Genomic DNA, 23,235 nt, shown 5'->3' with positions numbered 1-23,235 from the left:
ATCCCCTATTGCATACATTTCATCATCTGCTCGTGGTTATCTCCCACTATTTTTGTTTCAAAGGAGCCTTGATGGTTTTAAAGCGATTGCTATACACAGTATCGTGAAGCTCCCAATTATAAACATTCTTTAATCTAATTTCTTAACTTATGAAGAGAAAAATTCTATGCGGAATTATTCCGGTATTCTTAATGCTTTCTTGCGCCAAAATTCATGAAACCGCTTCTCCAAGCAATAAAGCGGCGATAGGATCTAAACTTGCGTCAACGCGTCAGCAGCAAATACCGCCAGATATGAGCGGAATGAGTAGTAATGCCTTTCAACTAGTTTCCAAGATGCATGTGGGATGGAATCTCGGTAATACATTGGAAGCGATTGGCGGAGAAACCTATTGGGGAAATCCACTCACTACGGAAGCCATGATTAGGGCCGTTAAAAGTGCGGGAATTAACGCTGTCCGCCTTCCCTGTTCCTGGAATCAATACTTAGAGGATCAAACAACTTATAAAATAAAAGAAAGTTGGTTAGCGCGTGTAAAGGAGGTAGTCGATTATTGTGTAAACAACGATATGTATGCCATATTAAACATCCATTGGGATGAGGGATGGTTAGAAAAAAATTGTACGCCCGAAATGCAAGAATCGGTCAATAAAAAACAAAAAGCCTTATGGGAGCAGATTGCCGTTTATTTCCGTGATTATGATGAGCATTTACTATTTGCAAGCAGTAACGAGCCCGATGTAAAAAACAGTCAAGAGATGGCCGTCCTTCATTCCTATTATCAAACATTTGTTGACGCGGTACGCAATAGCGGAGGCCGAAATACCTATAGAAATTTAATTGTCCAAGGCCCTGCCACAAACATTGATTTATCGGACGAACTGATGACTTTGCCACATGATCCAACAGGAGCAGGTAGAATGATCATGGAAGTACATTATTATGCTCCTTATAATTTCTGTCTGATGCCGAAGGATGAAGATTGGGGTAAAATGTTCTATTTCTGGGGCGAGGAATTTAAAAATTACGCGGTGGGTGAGTATGAGGGCCGTTGGGCAAACTGGGGCGGAGAAGATTATGTACGCGAACAATTCAGTAAAATGAAGCGCAGATTTACCGATCAGGGCATCCCGGGAATTGTTGGCGAATTTTGTTCTGTTAGAAGGACCTTTAGCGATCCGACTATCCAGAAAGCGCACGATGAATCCAGAAACCGTTTTCATGCGTGCGTGGCTCAAGAGGCGAAAAATGCCGGATTTACACCGTTCTTGTGGGATGTAGGGGGAGTTTTAGATCGTCGCAACAATATGGCGGTAATTGATCCGTATATCTTCTATGGTTTGATGTGGGGTGCCAATATGGGTAAATATCCATTTTAACATCCATTAAATGTTAAAATTTATCAGCGCCCAAGGAAAAACCTTGGGCGTTATGCGCTTAAAGGACTTTAGAAAATTGATTAATAGTACACGCTTATTGTACTGAACCCGATTTGAAAATTTGGCATCCAACCAGTGTATGCAAGAGCTGATAAAATTTAAAATTAACATTTCCGCATCATATCTATAACATTCTATACCCTTCTGTATTTGATCCTGTATTTAACTTTACCGACCCAACTTGGGTAACAATAAAACCAAAACTGTTATAAACTTAATTAACCATGAACTTAAACAAATTACCTGAAAAAGGTCTTTTGCCTGTAATCAGGCATTGGAAACAGACGATCCTGTATCTGTTTTTTTATTTGAGCCTAACGCCCCTGTTAGCGCAAAATACAAACAACCTGCGTGTCACAGGAATTGTAACCAATCGAAGCAATGGAGCGAAACTTGCTGGTGTATCCGTGCTTGTTAAGGGTACTACTAATAGTGCACGTTCCGATGAAAATGGCAAATATGCTATTGAAATCACTCAAGGTAAAACATTGGTATTTTCTTATTTAGGTTATGTTACACAAGAATTAGTGGTAACGAACCCTGTTCTTGATGTGTCTTTAGAAGAGAACACACAAGCATTAAGTGAGGTTGTTGTTGTCGGATACGGAACGATGAAACGTAGCGATCTCACTGGATCTGTGATTACCGTTACTGCCGACGATATAAGCAAATCCGTCAATACTTCCTTAGACCAGGCCTTGCAGGGAAGAGTTGCCGGAGTTGCCGTTACACAAAATTCGGGTGCTCCGGGCGGAGGTATATCGGTAAGCATTCGCGGAACAAACTCATTTAGTGGCAATGAACCCTTATACGTCATTGATGGTGTGCTTATTGATGGTAACACGCGCGACAATTCCAGCGCATTATCTTCAATTAACCCCGCAGATATCATGTCAATGGAAATTCTCAAAGACGCTTCAGCTACAGCCATTTATGGAACAAGGGCTGCAAACGGTGTTGTGATGATAACGACCAAACGCGGGCAAGCAGGAAAAACAAAAGTTGCTTATGAAGGATACCTGGGATTACAACAATTACCAAAGACCTTAGACGTATTAAACTTAAGGGAATACGCCACCTATCAGAATTTGCGCAGCAGCGTCATCGGATTTGGCGAAAGGGAAGAGTTCATGGATCCCTCTCTTTTGGGAGAAGGGACGAATTGGCAAAAAGAAATTTTCCGTACTTCACTGATGCACAACCATCAATTAAGCACTAGCGGTGGCACAGAAAATAATCGCTTTGCTATTACCGGAGGATACTTCAATCAAGAAGGTATTGCATTAGGATCAAATTTCACACGCTATTCGCTAAGGATGAACTTCGACTCCAAGATAAACAAATGGTTGAGCACCGGCGTGAGTGCCTATACTGCTCGACTTGAAAATGTAAATACGATTGACAACTGGGGAATTATATCATTGGCTATTAGACAACTACCTGAAGTACCTGCCAGAAATCCGGACGGGAGTTGGGGTTCGCAACAAGAGAACATGTATGGAACTTATTTTGCAAATCCGGTAGAAGAAGCCCTTACACGAGAAAACTACACGAAGGGTACACAGACCAATATAAGCGCTTTTGCTGATATTACCCCATTGAAAGATTTAGTTCTTAGAATAGAAGGAAATACCAGCTTCAATTACAATAATTCCTATCAATTTACACCTTCGTATGACTATGGGACTTTTAAGCAGCAATCTTCAGGTTCCCGGTCTGCTAGTAACTCGTCCTTTACCAACCTCAAAACCTATTTAACCTACTCGAAAAATTTCAATGACTGGCATAACCTTTCAATAATGGCGGGGCATGAAACACAAGAGAACAGATGGGAGTCGCTATCCGGGAGCCGCGTCAATTACTTTCTAAACTCTGTGCATGAGTTAGACGCGGGGGATGCAAAAACGGCTAGAAATAGCAGTTCGCGATCGTCTGGAGCCATTGAATCCTATTTTGGAAGGTTAAACTACGGATTCCGCGATCGTTACTTAGTAACAGCTACCGTCCGTAGAGACGGATCCGATAAATTTGGCCGGAACAACCGATGGGGGACTTTTCCTTCTCTAGCCGCTGCTTGGAAAATGAAAAATGAATCATTTTTAAAGAATGCCAATGCGGTTGATAACTTAAAATTAAGGCTCGGCTGGGGTTTAGTGGGAAATCAAGCGGCAAGCGCCTATGCCTATGGTGTAACGATGGCGACTGCGGCGTCTATATGGGGAACGGGTTTTTATCCGGGAAACTTTGCTAATCCTGACTTAAAATGGGAAAAAACTAACGCTTATAACATCGGTTTAGATCTTAATCTTTTCAAAAACAGGATCGAATTCATTGCCGATGGTTATTTGAAGAAGATCGATAACTTACTTATGCAAGCAGTCCTTCCCGATTACATCAGCGGGCTGATTGCTGCCCCTTGGGTGAATGCAGGATCAATGACCAACAAGGGGTTGGAATTTACGTTGAATACCATCAATATCAATAAAAAAGGCTTCTTCTGGAAATCGGGGCTTAACTTCTCACTGAATAGAAATAAAGTAACCGATTTATATACGGAAACTGCGACCATATTGGGAAAGATTGGTGCTGAAACTTTTACCTATACCAAGGTGGGTGGCCCTGTTGGTCAGTTTTATGGCTACAAGGTAATCGGCATGTTTCAGGACGAAAGCGATTTTTATAAGAAAGATCAATACAACAATTTTGTGTTAGATGAAAGTGGCAACAGAATACCTATCGCACTCCCTAAAGACAAAAACATCGATGTAAACGGTATTTGGGTAGGCGACTTCATCTTCGAAGACCTGAACGGAGATGGGAAGATTGATGAGCAAGACCGCGATTTTATTGGAAACCCCCAGCCTAAATTTTTATTCGGCGTCAATAATTACTTCTCTTATAAAGGGTTTGATCTAAACATCTTTATTAACGGTGTATTTGGAAATAAAATATACAATCAACTTCGTAAAGATTTCACCAATCCAATGAATAATTCGGGCATGCTGAAAGAAACGACGGGCATAGCGATTATTGAACGAATAAATCCGGACGGATCTGATCAGGATATCGCAAATGTCAGAATTGCAAATCCAGATGCTACGATACAACGCATAACAGTGAGTGACGCAAATGACAACAGTCGCATGAGTGATCGTTTTGTTGAGGATGGTTCCTATCTACGAATTAGAAATGTCTCTTTGGGTTATACAATACCGAATAAACTACTATCTAAGTTACAGGTTGAAAATCTAAGAGTATACATGAATATCCAAAACCTATACACTTTTACCAAGTATAAAGGATATGATCCGGAAATCGGATCGTATAACCAAAGTGTATTACTCAGTGGTATTGATTATGCACGTTACCCCGCTCAAAGAATTTACACATTTGGATTGAACCTAACCTTCTAGCAAATACACTTAGTATCACAAAATCGAGCGACGTAATAATAGGATAATTATTTATACCGAATACTCGTCAGTCATAAAAAAATAAAGAGATGAAAAGATTATATGTACTTACAACGTTTATGTCAGCGCTGTTAATTGTCTCATGCAGTAAAAGCTTTCTTGATCGGGAACCGGAAGGTTCTTACGTTGACGCAACTTTTTACACATCGCCTGAAGCCCTCAAAGCTGCAACCGCCCCTTTATACAATCGGGCCTGGTTTGATTATAATAAACGGCCTGCCGTTGCTATTGGCAGCCTACGGGCAAACGATGCTTATAACCCTTGGATGAATCCTTCCTATACGTTGTTTACTGTAACATCCTTAGATGATGGGCTGTCCGACTCGTGGAAATCTTTCTACGGAGTCATTACGATGGCCAATGCAACCATCGAAGCCATTAACAATAAGGCCAAGAATGTCACGGACGCTCAAAAAAATCTAGCAATAGCAGAAGCTCGTCTGATGAGAGGTATCTCTTATTTCTATTTACTTCGTACTTGGGGGCCGGTTATTCTGATTGAAAGCAATGAAGAAGTGATCAAGAACCCCTTATTGCCCCGCCATCGTGAAGAGGATGTCTTCCAATTTATCATTAATGACCTCTCATATGCCGTGGAGAACCTGCCACCGACATGGGATAAAGGGCGTGCGAACAGCTGGGGAGCTAAAGGAATGTTAGCAAAAGTATACTTAGCCCGTTCCGGTTGGAAAAAAGGAGGAACACGAGACGAAGCAGATCTGGCAAAGGCACGCGAATACGCAGGTGATGTATGCATGAATAGCGGGTTGGTCTTGTATCCGAAATATGAAGATTTGTTTAAATACAAACACAATAACAATCCCGAATCATTAATTGCTATGCAATGGGTACCATTAGGAGACTGGGGCGTATGTAATACGCTCTTGGCTGATTTAGCCTTTTCATCAGATGTAACCGGGGGCGTAAATGTTTGGGGAGGGGGATTAAATGGAACCGTTGATATGTTGAAATTATACGAACGTTCTGATTCTTTGCGGAGAAATGCCACCTATTTCACACAGTACGCTCATTATCCATACATAAGTATCGACAAGGGGGGCTACACCTACACGGGAACAGGATCGTCTATTAAGAAAGGTGTCGTGGGAGGTCCTAATGACGATAATGATGGATATGTTCAATCGATGAACTCCCCTCTTAACACGTATATACTGCGCTTAGCAGATGTATACTTAACGTTTGCCGAGGCAAGTCTCGGCAATAATAATAGCCTGGACGGCGGGGAGGGTTTAACATACTTCAACAAAGTACGCGAGCGCGCTAAAATCGGACGAAAGACTGCTATTACGTTGGACGATATCATAACCGAAAGACGCATTGAATTCGCGATGGAATATAACAATTGGTACGATATGGTGAGCTGGTATTGTTACAAACCGGAAAAAATGCTGAAATATTTTAACAATCAGCAACGAGGGTGGACCACGACTTCTATAACAAAGGATGAAGACGGGAACCTTGTTTTTGAAGAACCAACACCCCCTGCTACTCCGGTAGTCGTTACCAATGATAATATTTTCTTTCCCTACCCGGAGAATGATCTGATACAGAACCCACGATTAAAAGAAGAACCTCAACCTTATACCTTTAACGAATAAAATGCTAAAAGATGAAAACGTTCAATTTTTTCCATCAACATATATTACTATGGATCGCTTTGATTGGGATAGCGGCATTTATAGCTTGCAGTAAAAAAGACGCCCCAGGTGGAACGCCTGAAATTTATAGCGTAAGGCTTACTGATCCAACAAAAGCAGACAGCACATTTACGGGCGCTTTCCCGGGAAAAATGATCGCCGTTATCGGAAACAACTTGGGAGATATACAAAAGATATATATTAATGACCAAGAAGTTAGTTTCAATACTAACTATTGTACCGCTACCAGTGCAATCTTTACCATTCCTGGCGATTTAATATTGACAGGCACCAATCCGGAACTTTCCAATGAAATCCGTATCGAAACCAATCGGGGTGTAGCTAAGTATGCGTTTCATATATATTCACCGGCACCCGAAATTCATCGCATAACGTTGAAATATCCGGCAACACCTGGCGAAAATTTAAAAATTTTCGGAGCTAATTTTTATGAAATACAGAAAGTAGTTTTCGAAAGTACAACGGGAACCAGTGTTGGGGTATTGGATTACACCGTTAGCAACGATTATAATATCATTGATTTGACCATACCGCCAGGGGTGCAGGACGGCCGCTTAGTGGTATATTGCTATACCGACTCGGTGAGTATTCCGTTTTCAACCAATGTTGCTCCCCCGACGATTAAAACATTTAGTAGCGATATGCCCATCATAGGCGATCTCGCTTATATTACAGGGGATTACTTCATTGAAGTAACAAGTCTCAATATCAATGGTGAATTTACAATACCGGCATCTGATCTCCTAGTTTCAAATAGTAATGATACACTATATTTCCGATTACCTAAAGCACCTAGCAAAGGAGGTGTCGTTACGATAACAGCTGCTGGAGGAAATTCGAATTCACCCAAAGCATTTTATCCCGTTGAAAATGTGGTGCTCAACTGGGACAATATAGGTGCGTATAGCTGGGGCGACAATAATGAAGCGGTAGTTGCCGACGGGTCTAAGATCCCCTACGTTTCAACCGGGACCTGCTACCGGATATTCGGTAAGCCCGGCGCTTGGCAATATTGGTGGGGCAACCTTTCCAATGATGCCGTATATCCAACAACCAATATCATACCTGCCAACACACCCATAGAGAATCTTGTCCTTCGTTTTGAATGTTATATGAGTGAATCTTTAGCTCCCGCCTCATTCGAAATTCAATTGAAAGGTAACGGGGATCAGATGGTAGTAGATTACCTACCCAGAGATAAAAATTCAAACAAAGCAGTAACGGGTAAATGGATAACCTGTGATATCGCTTTATCAAAATTCACAGCAGCAACAGACTATGCGGGTTTTGCGGCAATTGCAAATACCGGCCTCGGCATTTTCACCAAAAATAAGTCGGACAATGCCGATGTAAATGTTGATGTGTACTTTGATAATTTTAGAATTGTTGATATCACCAAATAAAAATTAGTTGATCACCTTTAAATAAAATGCTTTAGACTCAAGAAGAAATTATGAAACAACCGTTAATAGACGTATTTATATTGTGCACTTTATATGCCTGTAGTCAGGAAGTTCCCTCAAAAATGTCGTTATCCGAAATGGATAACGACAGAAACCACGAAATACGTCTTCGAATCGAAAAAATTAAACGAAGTCAAAGTTTGACGGATTGATTACACCATCGAGTTAAAAGTAAAACAAACTAAAAGTAAAAACACATGTCTAAGAAACACAGCCTCATTTTTTGTTACTTATTTTTTTTATTATCCGTTCTTAAAGCAGAAATCAGACTACCGGCCATATTTTCAGAAAATATGGTGTTGCAAAGAGATGTTCCTATAAAAATTTGGGGATGGACCGACAATAACGAGGAGATAGAAGTTCATTTTATCAATCAGGTTAAAAAGGTGAAAGCCAATAAAAGAGGCGAATGGTCTCTTCAACTTGACCCCATGTCTTATGGTGGCCCGTACTTAATGCATATCAAAGGGCGAGATAGTAATATCACCCTCAAGAATATACTTATTGGAGAGGTATGGCTTGCATCAGGGCAATCTAACATGGAATGGACGGTAAAAGATGTTAAAGATGCACCAACGGAAATACGTAAAGCCGATTATCCACAAATACGTGCTTTCAATGTTGAAAAGGCCCTAAGTCCGGAACCGAAATCAGACTTGAATGGTATGTGGCAGAGCTGTTCTCCTGCCACAGTTGGCAATTTTTCAGCCGTCGCTTATTTTTTTGCCCGTAAATTATATGTTGAACTTGATATTCCTGTCGGCATTATCAATTCCTCATGGGGAGGAACGGATATAGAAACCTGGACCAGTTCGAGTGCTTTCAACGTATTACCTGAACATTTTAAAGAACGCTATGGAGATTTTAGAACCCGTAACCTGGAAGAATTCACAAAGGAGAATGAAAAAAAGAAAACCGCCTATTATCAAGCATTGAACAAAGAAACAGGAACAATAGAAAAATGGGAAACCCTGCCTGTCGATTTATCTTCCTGGAAAATGATGCGGGTTCCGCAGTTATGGGAAGAGGTTCTAGGAGAAGTTGATGGGGTGATCTGGTTCAAATATAATATCAAACTCTCTAAAGAAGTGATCAAGAAACAGGCAAGCATTCATCTTGGTACAATCGACGATGCTGACATTACCTGGTTAAATGGTGTTCAAATCGGCGCTACCAATGGACATGCAATTAACAGAGATTACGTTATTCCTGAAAACACATTAAAAGAAGGCATAAATACAGTCACGGTAAGGATAACTGATAACTATGGAGGTGGAGGATTTTACGGCAACGCCGATAATATGTATTTAGAAATTGATGGTAATGCGTATCCCTTAAATGGAGAATGGTATTACAAGGAGTCAGTAACAAACAAACAGTTTGGTTTTACCTACATCTCCCCGAATGTTCAGCCATCATTACTCTTTAATGCGATGATAAATCCAATTATACCATTTCCAATTAAAGGCGTAATATGGTACCAAGGTGAAAACAATGCCATACGGGCCTATGACTATTGCACCTTATTTCCAACTATGATTAACGACTGGCGTGCTAAATGGGGTTACGAATTCCCTTTTTATTGGGTACAACTGGCAAACTTTATGGCAAAAGACGAAAAACCACAAGAAAGTACATGGGCGGAACTCCGAGAGGCACAAAGCAGAACCTTAGCCCTACCAAAAACCGGACAAGCAGTAATTACGGATATAGGCGATGCGGACGACATCCATCCGCGAAATAAACAAGATGTAGGAATGCGGCTGGCCTTAATAACGTTGAATAAAGATTATGGAAAGAAAGAAATCGTATACACCGGCCCAGTGTTCAAATCAATGCAAATTGAAGGGAATAAGGCGATTATCTATTATAAAAATGCAGCGAACGGCTTATTATTGCATAATAAATACGGATATGTTGAAGGATTTACCATTGCCGGGGCGGATAAGCAATTTGAATGGGCTAAAGCTTATGTGGATGGGAATACAATAGTTGTTTACTCCGATAAAGTGTCAAATCCTACAGCGGTTCGTTATTCTTGGAGCGATAACCCGGATGTAAACCTATTTAATAAAGAGGGGCTTCCTGCGGTGCCCTTCAAAACAGATGATTGGAAATGGATCACAGAAAAATAATGACTTTAAACAATCATATCAGTAAAAATGAAGCGCTCCCTTAAATGGTAATGATCCTCTTAATATGAGCCGTTGAGACAAACTCAGGAGGTGCGCAGGAATATCTGAGAAGAACTATGGATAGGGTAACGGGTTGACCCTATCCAATAGTTTATCGCCGGAAGCTTGTAACGAACTATTTTTTTCGTATAATGTTCCGTTTACTCACTGATAACTTTCACATCCCATGCATCGAGTGCAATTTCCTTACCGGTTTGATGGCCAGAAAGGAGCTCGCTTCCACCGGGATAAGGATTATTGACCATTTGACTTTTATTGCTGTAATTGAATAGATAATGAATCGTTTTGCCTGATTGATTTTTCCCGGAACGGACAATAATGGGAAAGCGGTAATTATTTGCGACCGTGGAGACGCCTGCATCCTTTGCCGTTTGTAAGACAATTTTTTCCAGCAGTTCCTGTGAAGGATAGGTGCCGATATATACCAATTTTCCTTTTCCGTAATTGTTTTCGGTAATAACAGGCCATTTGCCATAGAAAGGATGATCGGCATAGGCCAAGGGCTTTGCCGTTTCGGGTATTAAAAACTCATACCATTCGCTTATCTCCTTTCCACTTAATCCAAAAGCGCTCTTTTTTAGAGATAAAGCGGGAATATTGGCATATTCCTGATAATAAAAGCCTGCGGCCTTTCGCAATGGTCCCGGAGCAAGTGTTGCGCGAACGGCGGAATGCTCATTGGTATATCCGCTTTTATAGAGCATAACCACATAGCCGCCATTTTTTACAAATTCATCGATTTTCTCCAATAAACGATCGCTCGCTACATATAATGGAGGAATAACCAGCATTTTGTATTTGCTAAAATCCGCCTGCTCATCACAGGGAACAATATCCGATTCAATATTCTGATTGTATAATGCACGATGAACGAATCCTGACGGATAATGGTCCTTATCGGTGTAGGGCATAAAACTCAACGCGTGATAAGAATCATGACTGAACAGAATGGCTACCTTGTTTTCCTTTTTCAGATTGACCAAGTCTTTACCAATATGCTTGAGTTCTTTGGCCGTAGCAGCGAACTCCTTATAAATTCGATTAGGCTGTAGGTCTTGCCCTAATATTCCGCGCCAATAAGTTTCCTGTCCATAATGCAGGGTATGCCAATGCCAGTATTCAACCATGTTGGCACCTGAGGCCAGATGGGCAAATACGTTTTGCCTTAGTTGTCCGTCATATGGAGGTTTTTGGTTTTTGGCATCCCATCCCGTAGCCTGTGCATTGGTTTCAGTTATTAGATAATTCCCTTTCGCAACCGTACGCATGTAATCGCCTGAATAGGCAATGAATTGCCCATTTTGTCCATCTTGTACGTCGTGGTAAACATTGATTGCTGGATATTGCATTTGCCTGAAGCTCTCCGGTTGATCTATGTTTTGGAAAGACGGCATAAAACAATGAGTAACAAATTGATCTTTTCTTTTATACTCGTTTACGATATCAACCTGCCAGTTCAGAAACTCCGCAACGCGATACCGATTGTATCGTTCCCATTCGTTTTTATACGACGGGTTGGTCACCCCATCACGTGGGTAAAATTCGTCCCAGGTATTGATGTTCATTCCCCAGTAATTCAATCCCCATTCCTTGTTCAGCAATTTAAGGTCTCCGTTGAATTTCTTTTTTATATAATCAACAAAACCCTGAAAATACCCGGGGTTGTTGATCCCTCTTGCTTCTACTTCATTGTCTACCTGAAAGCCGATAACAGCCGGATGTTTGGCAAAATGTTCCATCATTTTACGGATCACTCTTTCAGATAATTTGCGATATATGGGATTGGTAATATCCATGTTTTGGCGGATACCGTAATAGGCCTTTCTTCCCCCGGTATGTGCTGCTAACACCTCGGGGTATTTATGGGCCATCCACGCGGGAATGGAATAAGTGGGTGTGCCTAGAATAACCTTGATACCAGCAGCATGCATTTTATTGAGGATGGTATCCATCCAGGCGAACTCAAAAATACCTTCCTGCGGTTCAAACAACGACCAAGTCGATTCACCTACTCGCACGACTGTTAAATCGGCTTCCTTCATCATGCGTATGTCTTCATCCAAACGGGAAGATGGCATATATTCGTGATAATAAGCGGCACCATAAAGTACATTATCAAAACGATATTGTGCTTTCGCCTGAAAAATGAGCAGACAGGTCAGTATTGCCGGTAGACCGCATTTGCTGAGATTAAATACTACAGTACGATAGTTTACTAATTTTTGTTTCATCTGTAAATAATTACTCGTTTGTGTTTTACATTTAAGGTACTCATGAACCGCAAAGCGGTCTTTTTATCCATCGGTCAGATGGAGCTTATCATGTTAAAACCCCGACGGGCTTATGAACACAATTGAATATTTAAAATCCGTGAATAAATTTACATTTCCCTGTGTGATAAAAATGAATTTTAAACATGGACGGTTCATAACCGTGTTTATGGAATGGTTAATTTAATCATAAATTGCGAGCAAAGGATTATGTAATAACTGATTTTTGATCATTTCACGGTTTTGAAACACGGTAATCAAAATAATCAAAATAAGCCTTTGATGAAGTTTTCTGTCCATTAGCGGACGCGTAAAGTCCGATCATAACACCCGTAAAACCACCTGCAACTTCCGTACTTAAATACCTCGTATCCAATTTTTTTAATTCCACAAACTTACCGGCCTTTGTATTGAAGTAGCTAAAGGTATAATTCAAAGGTTTTCCTACTACTTGAAGACGAACCGTCGGTTCATCGATCAACTCTTCTGCGGCGAGATAGGAAAGCGAGCCAACTACAACGCGAAGCTGTACAGCAAATCTTTTTCCTTTACGTTTAAGCAGAAGATCGTAATGATGCGTATTGTTTTGTATAAGGGTTAAACCGGCCTCCTCTTCTTCTTTGGTGGACACTATTTCCAAACTAGTTTCTGCCGTAAAATCGTGTTCAGTTTGTCGTTGGCCAATAAAACTAACCGACTCCAGCTCATTAAGCTTAAAAGGCGAAGCATTTATCCGTAAAAATCCTTTTCGTTCGGTGAGTGAATAATTTGCTGAAACAGGGTTTCTAAGGTATTGCCATTCGTAGCCTAATTTAGGTTCGTCAAATTCGGTTCGACTTACCGGTTCTTCAAACGGTTGGAGCGGCAAAGTTGGCACTTGCATATCAATATTTATGGTGCCGTTTCCATTAACCTGTGGCCATCCGTTTTTAGGCCAGTCTACCGGAGCAAGAAATGTTTCTCTACCCAATATATGATAATATGAATAAGGTTTCGTAACCCTAAAGCCCAAAAAAACTGCCCACCATGAACTGTCGGCTGCCTGAATAAGATCAGCATGCCCTACTCCTTGTATTTGGTTACCTTGTCCCAGTCTATTGCTATGCGATAAGATAGGATTTAACGGGCAGTTTTCGTAAGGACCAAAGAGATATTTACTGCGCCCTATGGTTGCGCTGTGAGCGTACTCTGTCCCACCCTCGCCAAGTAACAGGTAATAATAACCATCTTTTTTATAGACGTGGGGGGCCTCAGGGAAACGTCCCCCTGTACCACCCCAAACTAAGTGTTCGGGTGAAAGCGTTTTCCCGGTCTGAATATCGATTTCCGTAATCCGTATTCCCTCATTACCCTGCGTCACAAAGTATGTTTTGCCATCATCATCCCAAAAAATATCCGGATCAATACTCTTTATATCCACCCATATCGGGTCGCTCCAAGGACCGGCAGGATTATCAGCTGTGCAATAAAAATTGCCACCACCTGATACATTGGTGCAGATTACATAAAATTTGCCCTTATGGTACCTTAAAGATGGAGCGAAAAGCCCACCGGAAGAAAATGCCTTATGTAAGGGAAGCTGAGATTCGCGTGTTAGACAGTGTCCTATCTGCTGCCAGTTTATTAAATCCTTGCTGTGATAGATCGGTAATCCGGGAAAATATTCGAATGATGACGTAACCAAATAGAAATCATCATTAACCCGGCAAATGCTTGGATCTGGATTAAAGCCACGTAATATTGGGTTTTTATAACCGAACTGGGCAATAAGGGCTTTGGGCAAAACGAAAAGAAGTGTGCAGACAAAATAGAAACTGAATTTTCGGGTCATAGTGATTTGGTCTATTATTTACGTTGAAAATAAATTACATGTTGTAACGGGTGATTTATAAAGTAGCAAGTGACACAAAGCTAGCAGAAAGCCTCTATAAGCAGGGAACGCTTTTGTTAATATTTTAGGCCTATTTTGTTAACTATTACAAATAGTGTTCGAAAGATGGCTATATGGCAATAAGCTGTTGTTTAATACATTCGACATGAACTGATTCCCTCTCCTGACCTACCAATTTAACCGTCTTAGGCCTTTATGTAAGGGCAGATAATCACATCTATGCGGGAACGGAAGGCTATGGAATAAAAATCATCAGCCGGAAACAAACACCTTGATTGATCTAAATCCGGCGTTCACGACGTTTAGTCTTTCTACTACAAAAACAACCGCTATCTTGGAAGACCAGGCCGGCAATCTATGGATAGGGGTCTCTCAGAAAGCTGTATTTTACATGAACATAAAATCCGATTCAGCTAGAAAAGCCCTTTACTCATTCCAAACCAATACCTCTGCAGGTTTCAATGTTTTCTCGCCAACAAAAACGGTAGAGGTTTCCGGAATAGGCATGGTATAATCGGTAGAAGAATAATTTACAGCCAAATAAAAACCATCTCTCCAATAGACATACACACCAGGAGGATAATCTTCAGTAGTTGCTCCTGCCTGCGTATAAATGTTACGCAACAAATCCTTTTCGAGCTTAAAATCGTCCGTAGCTACACCTATGTAAGTAACAGATCCTTTACCAATTTTCTTTTTTACAACAGCCGCTGCTCCCTTATAAAACTGGTTTTCATAGCTTGCAAGCACTTCCGTATTTTGATAGGGCTTTAGCAGATCCGCCCAGTTATTCCAAGCATAGTGGGTGGATCCCATTTGAACGTCTCCTTTGCCATAAGCCGAAAGCATGTCTGTTGCCGTAACCTGCGCTCCTATAAGACCCGAAATAGGCGCTGCCAACTTACCCTCCCAGAAGTGTCCCATTCGATTTTTAGTTGCTGTACGGCAGGTAATAATCAACTGTCCGCCATTGGTTACATAATTATTCCATTTCTTTACTAAAGCCGAATCCACCATTTCGTATGCAGGAATAATGACCACCTTATATTTCGACAAATCGCTGGTCTCCGGTATCACATCAACCGGGGCTCCTAAAGACTTGGCCGTCTCCATGAACTTAACCGGGTAATTCCATGTTTCCCATTGGGCGGTCTGCTTTTGCCTGTCTATCGTCCAGTAATTTTCGAGGTTCCAGAGAATGGCCGTTGAACGCGCCGCCAATTTTTCCGGCATCTTAACGCCCTGTTTATACTGCTTCCGCAGCTCCTTTATTTCTTTCATGAACTGCGTATAGTCTTCACCACCGGGCGAAGGTGTTATTCCATCTGTTTGTATAATGCCCGCATGGTACTGTTCTGAGCTATATATAATTTGCCTGAACCGATAAGAACAGGCCAATTTTCCGCCCGCAGCAAATGTATGGTACAACCACATGCGCACTGTTCCTGGTAATAGAAGTGGGTTGTAGCTGCCCCAGTTTACCGGACCTGGCTGAATTTCCATTACGCCAGATACGCCTCCCAAATGTTTAAAATATGCTGACGCAAAAAGGATTACTCTGCTATCGCCCAACCTGAATCCAAGTTCGCCAATATTATCGCTACCGCCATTAGGATAGGCCGTATAAGCCGCAAAATCGAGTTTTTGGGTTCGCTGCGGGTCAGCCCCGGGAGAAACAGCTGTATAATTCGTGGTGATATATTGATCCTTTGAAATATGACTCCGCAAAATGCCGGCCTGAAAGTCAAGGAATTCTGCCTGCGCATCTGCACAATAGCGTTTAAAATCAAGCAAAGCATGTGGATTATTTCCCCACCAACCTACCAGATTGGTGTTATGGATCGTAATCTGGTTGAAATCGTTATACCATTGGCTCCAGAAAGCAGTACCCCAGGCCTCATTTAACGCTTCAACCGTTTTGTATTTGTTTTTTAGCCATTGCCTGAAGGCATCTTGAGAGGATGGACTATAATCGGGTTTAGCATCGGGCTCATTATCTAGCTGCCATCCAATCACATTTTTATTTTGCCCATAGCGCCTGGCCATTTCGGTTACAATCTTTTCAACGAACAGGCGATATTTGGAATTAACGATTGAACCGAGCCCCCGTGTTCCGTGTTCGGCACGGATATAATGCCCATCCATTATAAAGGTTTCGGGATAATTTACCCGCATCCAGGCAGGTGTAGTTGCCGATGGTGTACACATCACTACTTTAAGTTTGTATTTCACGCAAAGGGCGAGCACTTTATCAAGCCAGGCAAAATCAAATTTCCCTTCTTCTGGCTCCATCTTAAACCAGGCAAATTCAGCCAGATGAACAAACTCATACTCCATATCAGCAATCTTCTTGATATCTCGTTCCCATTGGCTTTCCTTCCAGTGTTCGGGATAGTAGTATATTCCAATGGTGATCAAATCCTTTTCAGGAAAAAAACGATTGACTTCCTGCGATTTTACATTTAATGTCGATACAAATATTGTTAATATGACTAGTGTTATAGTCTTCTTTACCATAGTAAGTTTGTTTTTTGTTTTGAAATCCTTATTATTAAACCACGCGGCCGCACCATTCAATTTTATAACCCGTGATGGGCAATATTACTGAATTGATCTCCTTTTTTTCTTTTAAAGAATGCCTCCCTAAAGAAGACGCACCATAACTTAGGTTAGATGCTTTCATACCTGTTTTGCCGATTTCTCTGTATTTCCATGGTTTATTAGATGGTTTAACTTACGTGAAAACAAATGTACTCATTGGATAGTAGGCAATGTGTGTTCATTTTCGATAAAAAATTGCACTTTATCGACATTTCCTTGGCCGTTTACTTAAAAAGGAAACTATCTGAATGAAAGAAGGATTAAACGGAATTTATTTTACTTAACATGGGTTATGCTGCACAAATATTCCAAAGGCTAGTACGTATATGCAACACCCCCTATAATAGATCACCATTCCTATTCAACATACTTACTATCATTTTAAACAAATTTACTCGCCCTTTAAATCTATCTTTATTAGCTTTGTTAGTACGATAATAGGAAGAATAGAAAACAAACCGGAGAAACTACCTTCCCACAAACTAGCGAATAAATAACCAATTATATAAATTTTCGGATCACACCTTGCTGACCGTTGGCGACAGCTTTCCGGGAAGTGCTAATAACCCTTTATTGTGATGAAAATCAAAAATTTAATTCTGCTTATATATATACTGATTACAGCGATAAACAATGTTGGAGCGCAATCGGGCAAATTATTTACAGTTGAATCCGGTTTATCCAGCAGCATGGTAACTGACATCCATCAATCCCGTAATGGATTTGTGTGGGTAGCTACAGAGGATGGATTAAATCGTTTCGATGGTGCTAAGAACACGTTGTACAGGGTCGACAAAAACGTACCCGGTTCGGTCTTAAGTGATATGGTAACGACATTAGGAGCAGACGCAACGGGTGTTATGTATGTGGGATACTTGAACGGACTGCAGTACTATCATGAAGCAAGTGATTCTTTCTTTACTGTACCACTTTGGACCGATAAAGGGAAACTTTCGGAGCCTCATGTAACATGTATTTTGCAACGGAAAAACGGACAATTATTGGTTGGTACCTCTGGTTACGGAATCTTTGAAATACATCGTAGTAAAAACGGTCAACCCTATGGTTTACGATTGATAAATTTTGAACCCAGCAATTTCATTGTCCGTCTTTTTGAAAACAACCGACAAGAGCTTTGGATTGCAACGGAAAATCGTGGACTATTCAAATTTTCCGGTCAGGAAAGACAATGTTATTTCGCCAACAAAAAAGGTCAAAAAAATGTAGTTATGAGCATTTGTGAGGATAAATACGGTACACTATTGGTGGGTAAATTAAATGGTGGTCTACACCGCTACAATGAGTCAACCAATACATTTGATCAGATTCCTTCATCCGACCTATCAAACTCGACCGTTTTAGATCTTTATGTGGGAGCAGATAATCACATCTATGTAGGAACAGAGGGCTATGGAATGAAAATCTATCATCCGGAAACAAATACCTTGATTGATCTAAATCCGGCGTTCACAACGTTTAGTCTTTCTACTACTAAGACGAATGCTATCTTGGAAGACCAAGCAGGCAATCTATGGATAGGCGTCTCTCAGAAAGGTGTGTTTTTTTTACATAGATATAAAAACCGATTCAGCTACATAGGAAGCCGTTCCAGCAAACAAGATTTCATTGGCGATCATGCGGTCACATCCATCCTTGAGGAACGATCAGGACGCTTATGGGTAGGAACCGATCGCGATGGTTTATATCTATTAGACCGCAACCGTACGAAAAGTACACGGTATAAAGCCATCAGCCAGTGCCAACCTCCTTCGTCTATTATGGCGATATTTGAAGACAGCGACGGCGATTTTTGGTTAGGTGGAAGTAAGGAAGGGCTTATCAATTTAAATCGCCGAACCGGTATTTGCCGAGCGATACCCGGATTAACGGATAAAAATGGGGATCATGTGGAGCTGATTCACAGCATTTGTGAAGATAAACGGCGCCGATTGTGGATCGGAAGTATGGGTGCAGGATTGTTTTGCCTGGAAAAAAAATCCGGTGCTATAAAAAACCTCTGCTTCGTCAAGTCTAAAACTCCCTATCTAGGAAAAGGTTATCTGCCCAACAACTGGATCAATTGCTTACTTATTGCGCCATCAGACAAGTTATATATTGGTACCTATGACGGATTGGCCTGTTTAGATCTCAGTGATGAAAGCTTTATTTCCACTTTCGGCACCGACAAACTCTTTGCCGGTAGTGTCGTATATTCATTGTTGGATGATCAACGAGGTAATTTATGGGTCGGAACTTCAAAGGGCCTAATGCGTTTAGATATGGAGACCGGAAAAACTCGCCACTATCAGATTGACCATGGACTCCCTAGTAATACCGTTTATGCGATTGAAATAGACTCACAAGGTAATCTCTGGTTAAGCACAAATCGTGGATTAGCCAAAATGGACATCCACGATAACCGTTTCATCAATTTCTATTCAGATGACGGGCTGCAAGGCAATGAATTTACAAGAGGGGCCTCCTTACGTTCTACAGCTGGAGAGTTATATTTTGGTGGAATAAACGGTATATCTTATTTCAATCCGTTGGAAATTGAGGTGCGCCCAAAATCACTGTCTGTCAATATTGTAGATTTTTACATCCATGACAAAGCAGTAAAAAAAGGGATGAAATCGGGTAGATACCAAATAATTGATACAGTGATTACAAAGGCTACGGTATTTAATTTAGCACATAACGACAACTCTTTCACCGTTGAGTTTTCAACCATGGATTTCAGCCAGTCCGAACGCGTACAATTTGAATATCAGATAAATGATAATGATTGGATCACACTGAGACCAGGCTTGAATCGTGTTACTTTTGACCACTTAGAAACAGGTAAACATCTCTTGCGCTATCGAGCAAAAGTTAATGAAACTTATTCACCTATACAGCAAGCTCAAATTATAATAAATCCAGTGTGGTTTCTATCTTTTCCTGCTAAAATCCTGTACGCATTGTTCACCATACTTAGTGCCTTGTGGATTTTTAAAACGTTGCAAAATCGGCAACGGTTTAAAAAACAAATGTTGGCCCATCGTCATGCCGAAGAAATCAATGAGGCAAAACTTCAGTTTTTCATACATATTGCACACGAAATCAGAACTCCTTTAACATTAGTTATAAACCCGCTAAAGAAACTTTTAGCCCGAACAGAGGTGAGCAATCATGATGGTCTGTATCGGATTATCGACCATAATATTCAAAGGATGTTGGACCTGGTCAACCAACTAATGGATATTCGAAAAATTGAAAACGGTCAAATGAATTTAAACATTACCCGTGTGGAAATGGTCGGTTTTGTTAAATCTGTATCTTCCTTATTCAATGAGGAATTTACAATTAAAGGGATAAAATTTCAAGTATTCAATCAGTCTAATAAGATATATGCGCAAGTTGACACGCGCAATTTTGATAAAGTGTTGATTAACCTCCTATCAAATGCTTGTAAATTTACACCGAATGATGGCAAAATCCGAATGACTATAACAAAAAAACATAGCGCTGTGCCGGATATACCATCAATGCTTCGCATTGAGATCGCTGACTCAGGTCAGCTATTAAACGATGATGAATTTGAACGTATCTTCAACTGCTTCTATCAAGCGGAAAATTCAAAAACTTATCAGGGATATAGTACGGGCATCGGATTGCACTTAACACGGCAGCTGGTGGAAATGCATAAAGGGAGTATCCGTGTAGAAAACATCGCGGATTGGGGTTATGCCTTTGTCATTGAAATCCCACTCGATTCGGATCAAGAAAGTACCGTACATATTAAAGAACATACGCCTGGCAATCGCCCACAACCATTTGTATTAACTTCGCCCTTCGGAAAAAGAAGAAAGATAGCTAAAACTGCTAAACGGATCCTTGTTGTAGATGATGATATTGATATCCGTGAGTTTTTGAGACGAGAGCTTTCTCCGGCTTATTTGGTTAACACCTATGCCAATGGCGAAGACGCTTATAAAAGTATGTTAAATGCGGTTCCTGACTTGGTAATCAGCGATGTTATGATGCCTATTATGGATGGAATGATCCTTTGCAAAAAAATACGTGAAAATCCGCTGACGCATCATGTACCGATTGTACTTCTGACAGCAAAAGGCGAAGACAATCACCAATTACAGGGTTTGGGACTGGGGGCAGACCTCTATATCGTTAAACCATTTAATATGGATGTTCTGACTGAAAACATTAAGAGTTTACTTAGAAACCGGGAGATTGTTCGTGTTAATGAACGTGAGGCACATTTGCAAGGCACCTATATTTCAAAAGTCAATCTGAAGAGCTCGGATGAGAAATTATTAGAGAAAGTGCACCAACTAATTGAAGAGCACATCGCTAATCCTTCTTTAAGTGTGGAAATGATTGCATCTGAAATTGGCATTAGCCGAGTGCACCTACATCGAAAATTGAAAGAACTTACACATTTAACAACCAAAGACCTGATAAAAAGCATCCGTCTGAAACAGGCAGCCGCTTTACTAAGCTCTAAAAAACTAACGGTATCTGAAGTAGCCTATGCCGTTGGATACAACGATGTTAATAGTTTCTCGCTTGCCTTTAAGACGCTTTATGGCCTCGTACCCAAGGAGTTTGCCATGCAGAAAAATACGTAATATGTAACGTCATCAGACTTCGCATAAACGCTGCAAGTCTGATGACGTATATTTTTATTCGATGTCCCAGAATACGCGAACCGATAAATTATCGCCTCCCATGGCAGCAACCGCAGCTTGATAATTCGTTGGATTCTCTGACATTTCATCGTCTGGATAAGCCATGCGCCTTACAAAACCACCGTTAAGGTTATTATTATATCGATTAGGTGTCAATGCTGGAAAACCACTCCTTCGAAAGTTTGCAAAGGATTCGGTTCCATTTCCTATATTGGAGATCCAATATTGCGTATTGATAAGTTCCAATGCATTAGCTGTGTTAAATACAACTTGCGGATGATTAATATAGCTCTCCTTTTCCTGCTCGCTAATCGCGTTATCAGGTGTGTTTGGATAGAGCGACCACTGATCCATGCTGGCACGAATCCCTTCTTCATAATAGGCTTGTGCCGAACCATTTATCCAATTACGATGGGCCGCTTCGGCCATCAACAATTTTGTTTGCGAATGCGTGATATAAAAAAGAGGCGCGAATGGATTGCCGATAATAGCATAATTAAGCTGTGAATAATTAAAGCCTGTACCTGCCCGACCACGGAAATTTGGATGTTGAGCCACGTTATTTTGATCATAACCGACAGGAAATCCGAACTGGTTAGCAAGCGTTACGTCGGGTACCGAACTAAGTACGGCATTCGGGTCCGCATATTTACCCGCAATATACTTAGCGCGGGGATCTTCGGTGGACTTTAATTGATTGACGAAGGGTTCCGCCAAGTAATAATAGTAGGCATTCACAACCGGCCCATCGTTAAGTGTACTGTTGTAGGCATTTGTAAAGACCATATAGGCATCATCCTCATTCGATTGCATCACACCACCATCAACCGCCTCTTGCACGATTGAGCGGGCTTTTTCCGGATCAACTTTTGTATAGCGCATTCCAAGTCGCAACAATAACGAGTTTCCCAAACGTTGCCATTTTGCAACTTGTGCTGCAGCTGAGCCCGTGGCTCCATAGAAAAAATCTTCAGTAACGTAATCAGCTGCCGGGTCCATACTCGCAATAGCGGATTTCAATTCATTATAAAGGTCTTCATAGATTGCCCTGTCGTCATCGTAAATTGGGTAAAAAATAATCTGCTGATAGGCTTTTCCGGCCTCGCTATATGGTACATCCCCATAAGTATCCACCAAGGTCATAAATACATAAGCTTTCCATATGCGCATCATGCTCATCAAATTGACTCGCGCTGGCATCTCTTGGGCTATTTGAATGGCTTCAACTAACAATTTAACCGCATTCTCATAACAACTATTCCACTTTGGGATATTGAAATTGTTATTGTCTTCATTGAAATTGAAACCTGCTGTGGCGCCCAGGTTATATGCATTCACAAACTGTTGAACAATGGTTTGCTCGCCTTCCCAAGCGCCAACATGAGTTAACCTTTCGGCATTGGAAAACAACAGGGCCGGATCGATATTGGTTACTCCATATTCGTTGGTATTTACTGTTTCAAAATTCTTATCGCACCCGCTTAACGCCCAACATATCGTTCCTAAAAGGGTTAAATATTTTATCTTTTTCATGAT

At 41.0% G+C, this 23,235-nt stretch carries 12 protein-coding genes; 7 read left to right on the top strand and 5 right to left on the bottom strand.

What is annotated here, in order from left to right:
* The first annotated feature begins 149 nt into the window (after positions 1–149).
* From FKG96_RS10635 to FKG96_RS10615, 5 genes are all read left to right on the top strand, one after another.
* The gene (locus FKG96_RS10635; protein ID WP_130857162.1) at positions 150–1,379 is read left to right on the top strand and encodes a glycoside hydrolase family 5 protein; all 1,230 of its coding nucleotides are present in this window, start codon (positions 150–152) and stop codon (positions 1,377–1,379) included.
* Positions 1,380–1,663: 284 nt separating this feature from the next.
* Entirely contained in the window at positions 1,664–4,852 is a 3,189-nt protein-coding gene (locus FKG96_RS10630; RefSeq protein ID WP_149105515.1) for a TonB-dependent receptor, read from the top strand.
* A gap of 89 nt (positions 4,853–4,941) precedes the next feature.
* Positions 4,942–6,531: a RagB/SusD family nutrient uptake outer membrane protein gene (locus FKG96_RS10625; RefSeq protein WP_149105514.1), complete on the top strand. Its 1,590-nt coding sequence runs from the start codon at positions 4,942–4,944 to the stop codon at positions 6,529–6,531.
* An 11-nt stretch (positions 6,532–6,542) separates the two neighbouring features.
* Positions 6,543–7,994 carry a glycan-binding surface protein gene (locus tag FKG96_RS10620; RefSeq protein WP_149105513.1) on the top strand — a complete coding sequence of 484 codons (1,452 nt, stop codon included), beginning with the start codon at positions 6,543–6,545 and terminating at the stop codon, positions 7,992–7,994.
* A 257-nt stretch (positions 7,995–8,251) separates the two neighbouring features.
* Positions 8,252–10,189, top strand: coding sequence for a sialate O-acetylesterase (locus tag FKG96_RS10615; RefSeq protein WP_130857158.1), 1,938 nt, complete (start codon positions 8,252–8,254; stop codon positions 10,187–10,189).
* Between the two features lie 200 nt (positions 10,190–10,389).
* On the opposite strand, the gene FKG96_RS10610 is transcribed toward FKG96_RS10615, so the two are convergent.
* Both FKG96_RS10610 and FKG96_RS10605 read right to left on the bottom strand, forming a co-directional pair.
* Entirely contained in the window at positions 10,390–12,480 is a 2,091-nt protein-coding gene (locus FKG96_RS10610) for a beta-galactosidase (protein WP_210421307.1), read from the bottom strand.
* Between the two features lie 274 nt (positions 12,481–12,754).
* On the bottom strand, positions 12,755–14,350 hold the full coding sequence (locus tag FKG96_RS10605; protein WP_149105512.1) for a glycoside hydrolase family 43 protein: 1,596 nt from the start codon (positions 14,348–14,350) through the stop codon (positions 12,755–12,757).
* A 331-nt stretch (positions 14,351–14,681) separates the two neighbouring features.
* On the opposite strand from FKG96_RS10605, the gene FKG96_RS27220 reads away from it, so the two are divergent.
* Positions 14,682–14,924, top strand: coding sequence for a hypothetical protein (locus tag FKG96_RS27220; RefSeq protein WP_130857156.1), 243 nt, complete (start codon positions 14,682–14,684; stop codon positions 14,922–14,924).
* Here FKG96_RS27220 and FKG96_RS10595 read toward each other — a convergent pair.
* Entirely contained in the window at positions 14,837–16,927 is a 2,091-nt protein-coding gene (locus FKG96_RS10595) for a beta-galactosidase (RefSeq protein ID WP_149105511.1), read from the bottom strand. The two genes, FKG96_RS27220 and FKG96_RS10595, sit on opposite strands and share 88 nt — an antisense overlap.
* Positions 16,928–16,961: 34 nt before the next feature.
* Complete coding sequence (locus FKG96_RS27090; protein ID WP_256377660.1) at positions 16,962–17,093, bottom strand: hypothetical protein; 132 nt, start codon at positions 17,091–17,093, stop codon at positions 16,962–16,964.
* 496 nt (positions 17,094–17,589) lie between these two features.
* Between FKG96_RS27090 and FKG96_RS10590 the strand changes: the two genes are divergently transcribed.
* Entirely contained in the window at positions 17,590–21,639 is a 4,050-nt protein-coding gene (locus tag FKG96_RS10590; RefSeq protein WP_149105510.1) for a two-component regulator propeller domain-containing protein, read from the top strand.
* 54 nt (positions 21,640–21,693) lie between these two features.
* On the opposite strand, the gene FKG96_RS10585 is transcribed toward FKG96_RS10590, so the two are convergent.
* Positions 21,694–23,232, bottom strand: a complete 1,539-nt coding sequence (locus tag FKG96_RS10585; protein WP_013665914.1) for a SusD/RagB family nutrient-binding outer membrane lipoprotein — start codon at positions 23,230–23,232, stop codon at positions 21,694–21,696.
* Positions 23,233–23,235: the final 3 nt, after the last annotated feature.

The organism is Olivibacter sp. LS-1 (assembly GCF_008245145.1).
Lineage (GTDB): Bacteria > Bacteroidota > Bacteroidia > Sphingobacteriales > Sphingobacteriaceae > Olivibacter > Olivibacter oleidegradans.
Note: the sequence above shows the minus strand (reverse complement) of the source record. Positions and strands in the feature narration are given on the sequence as shown.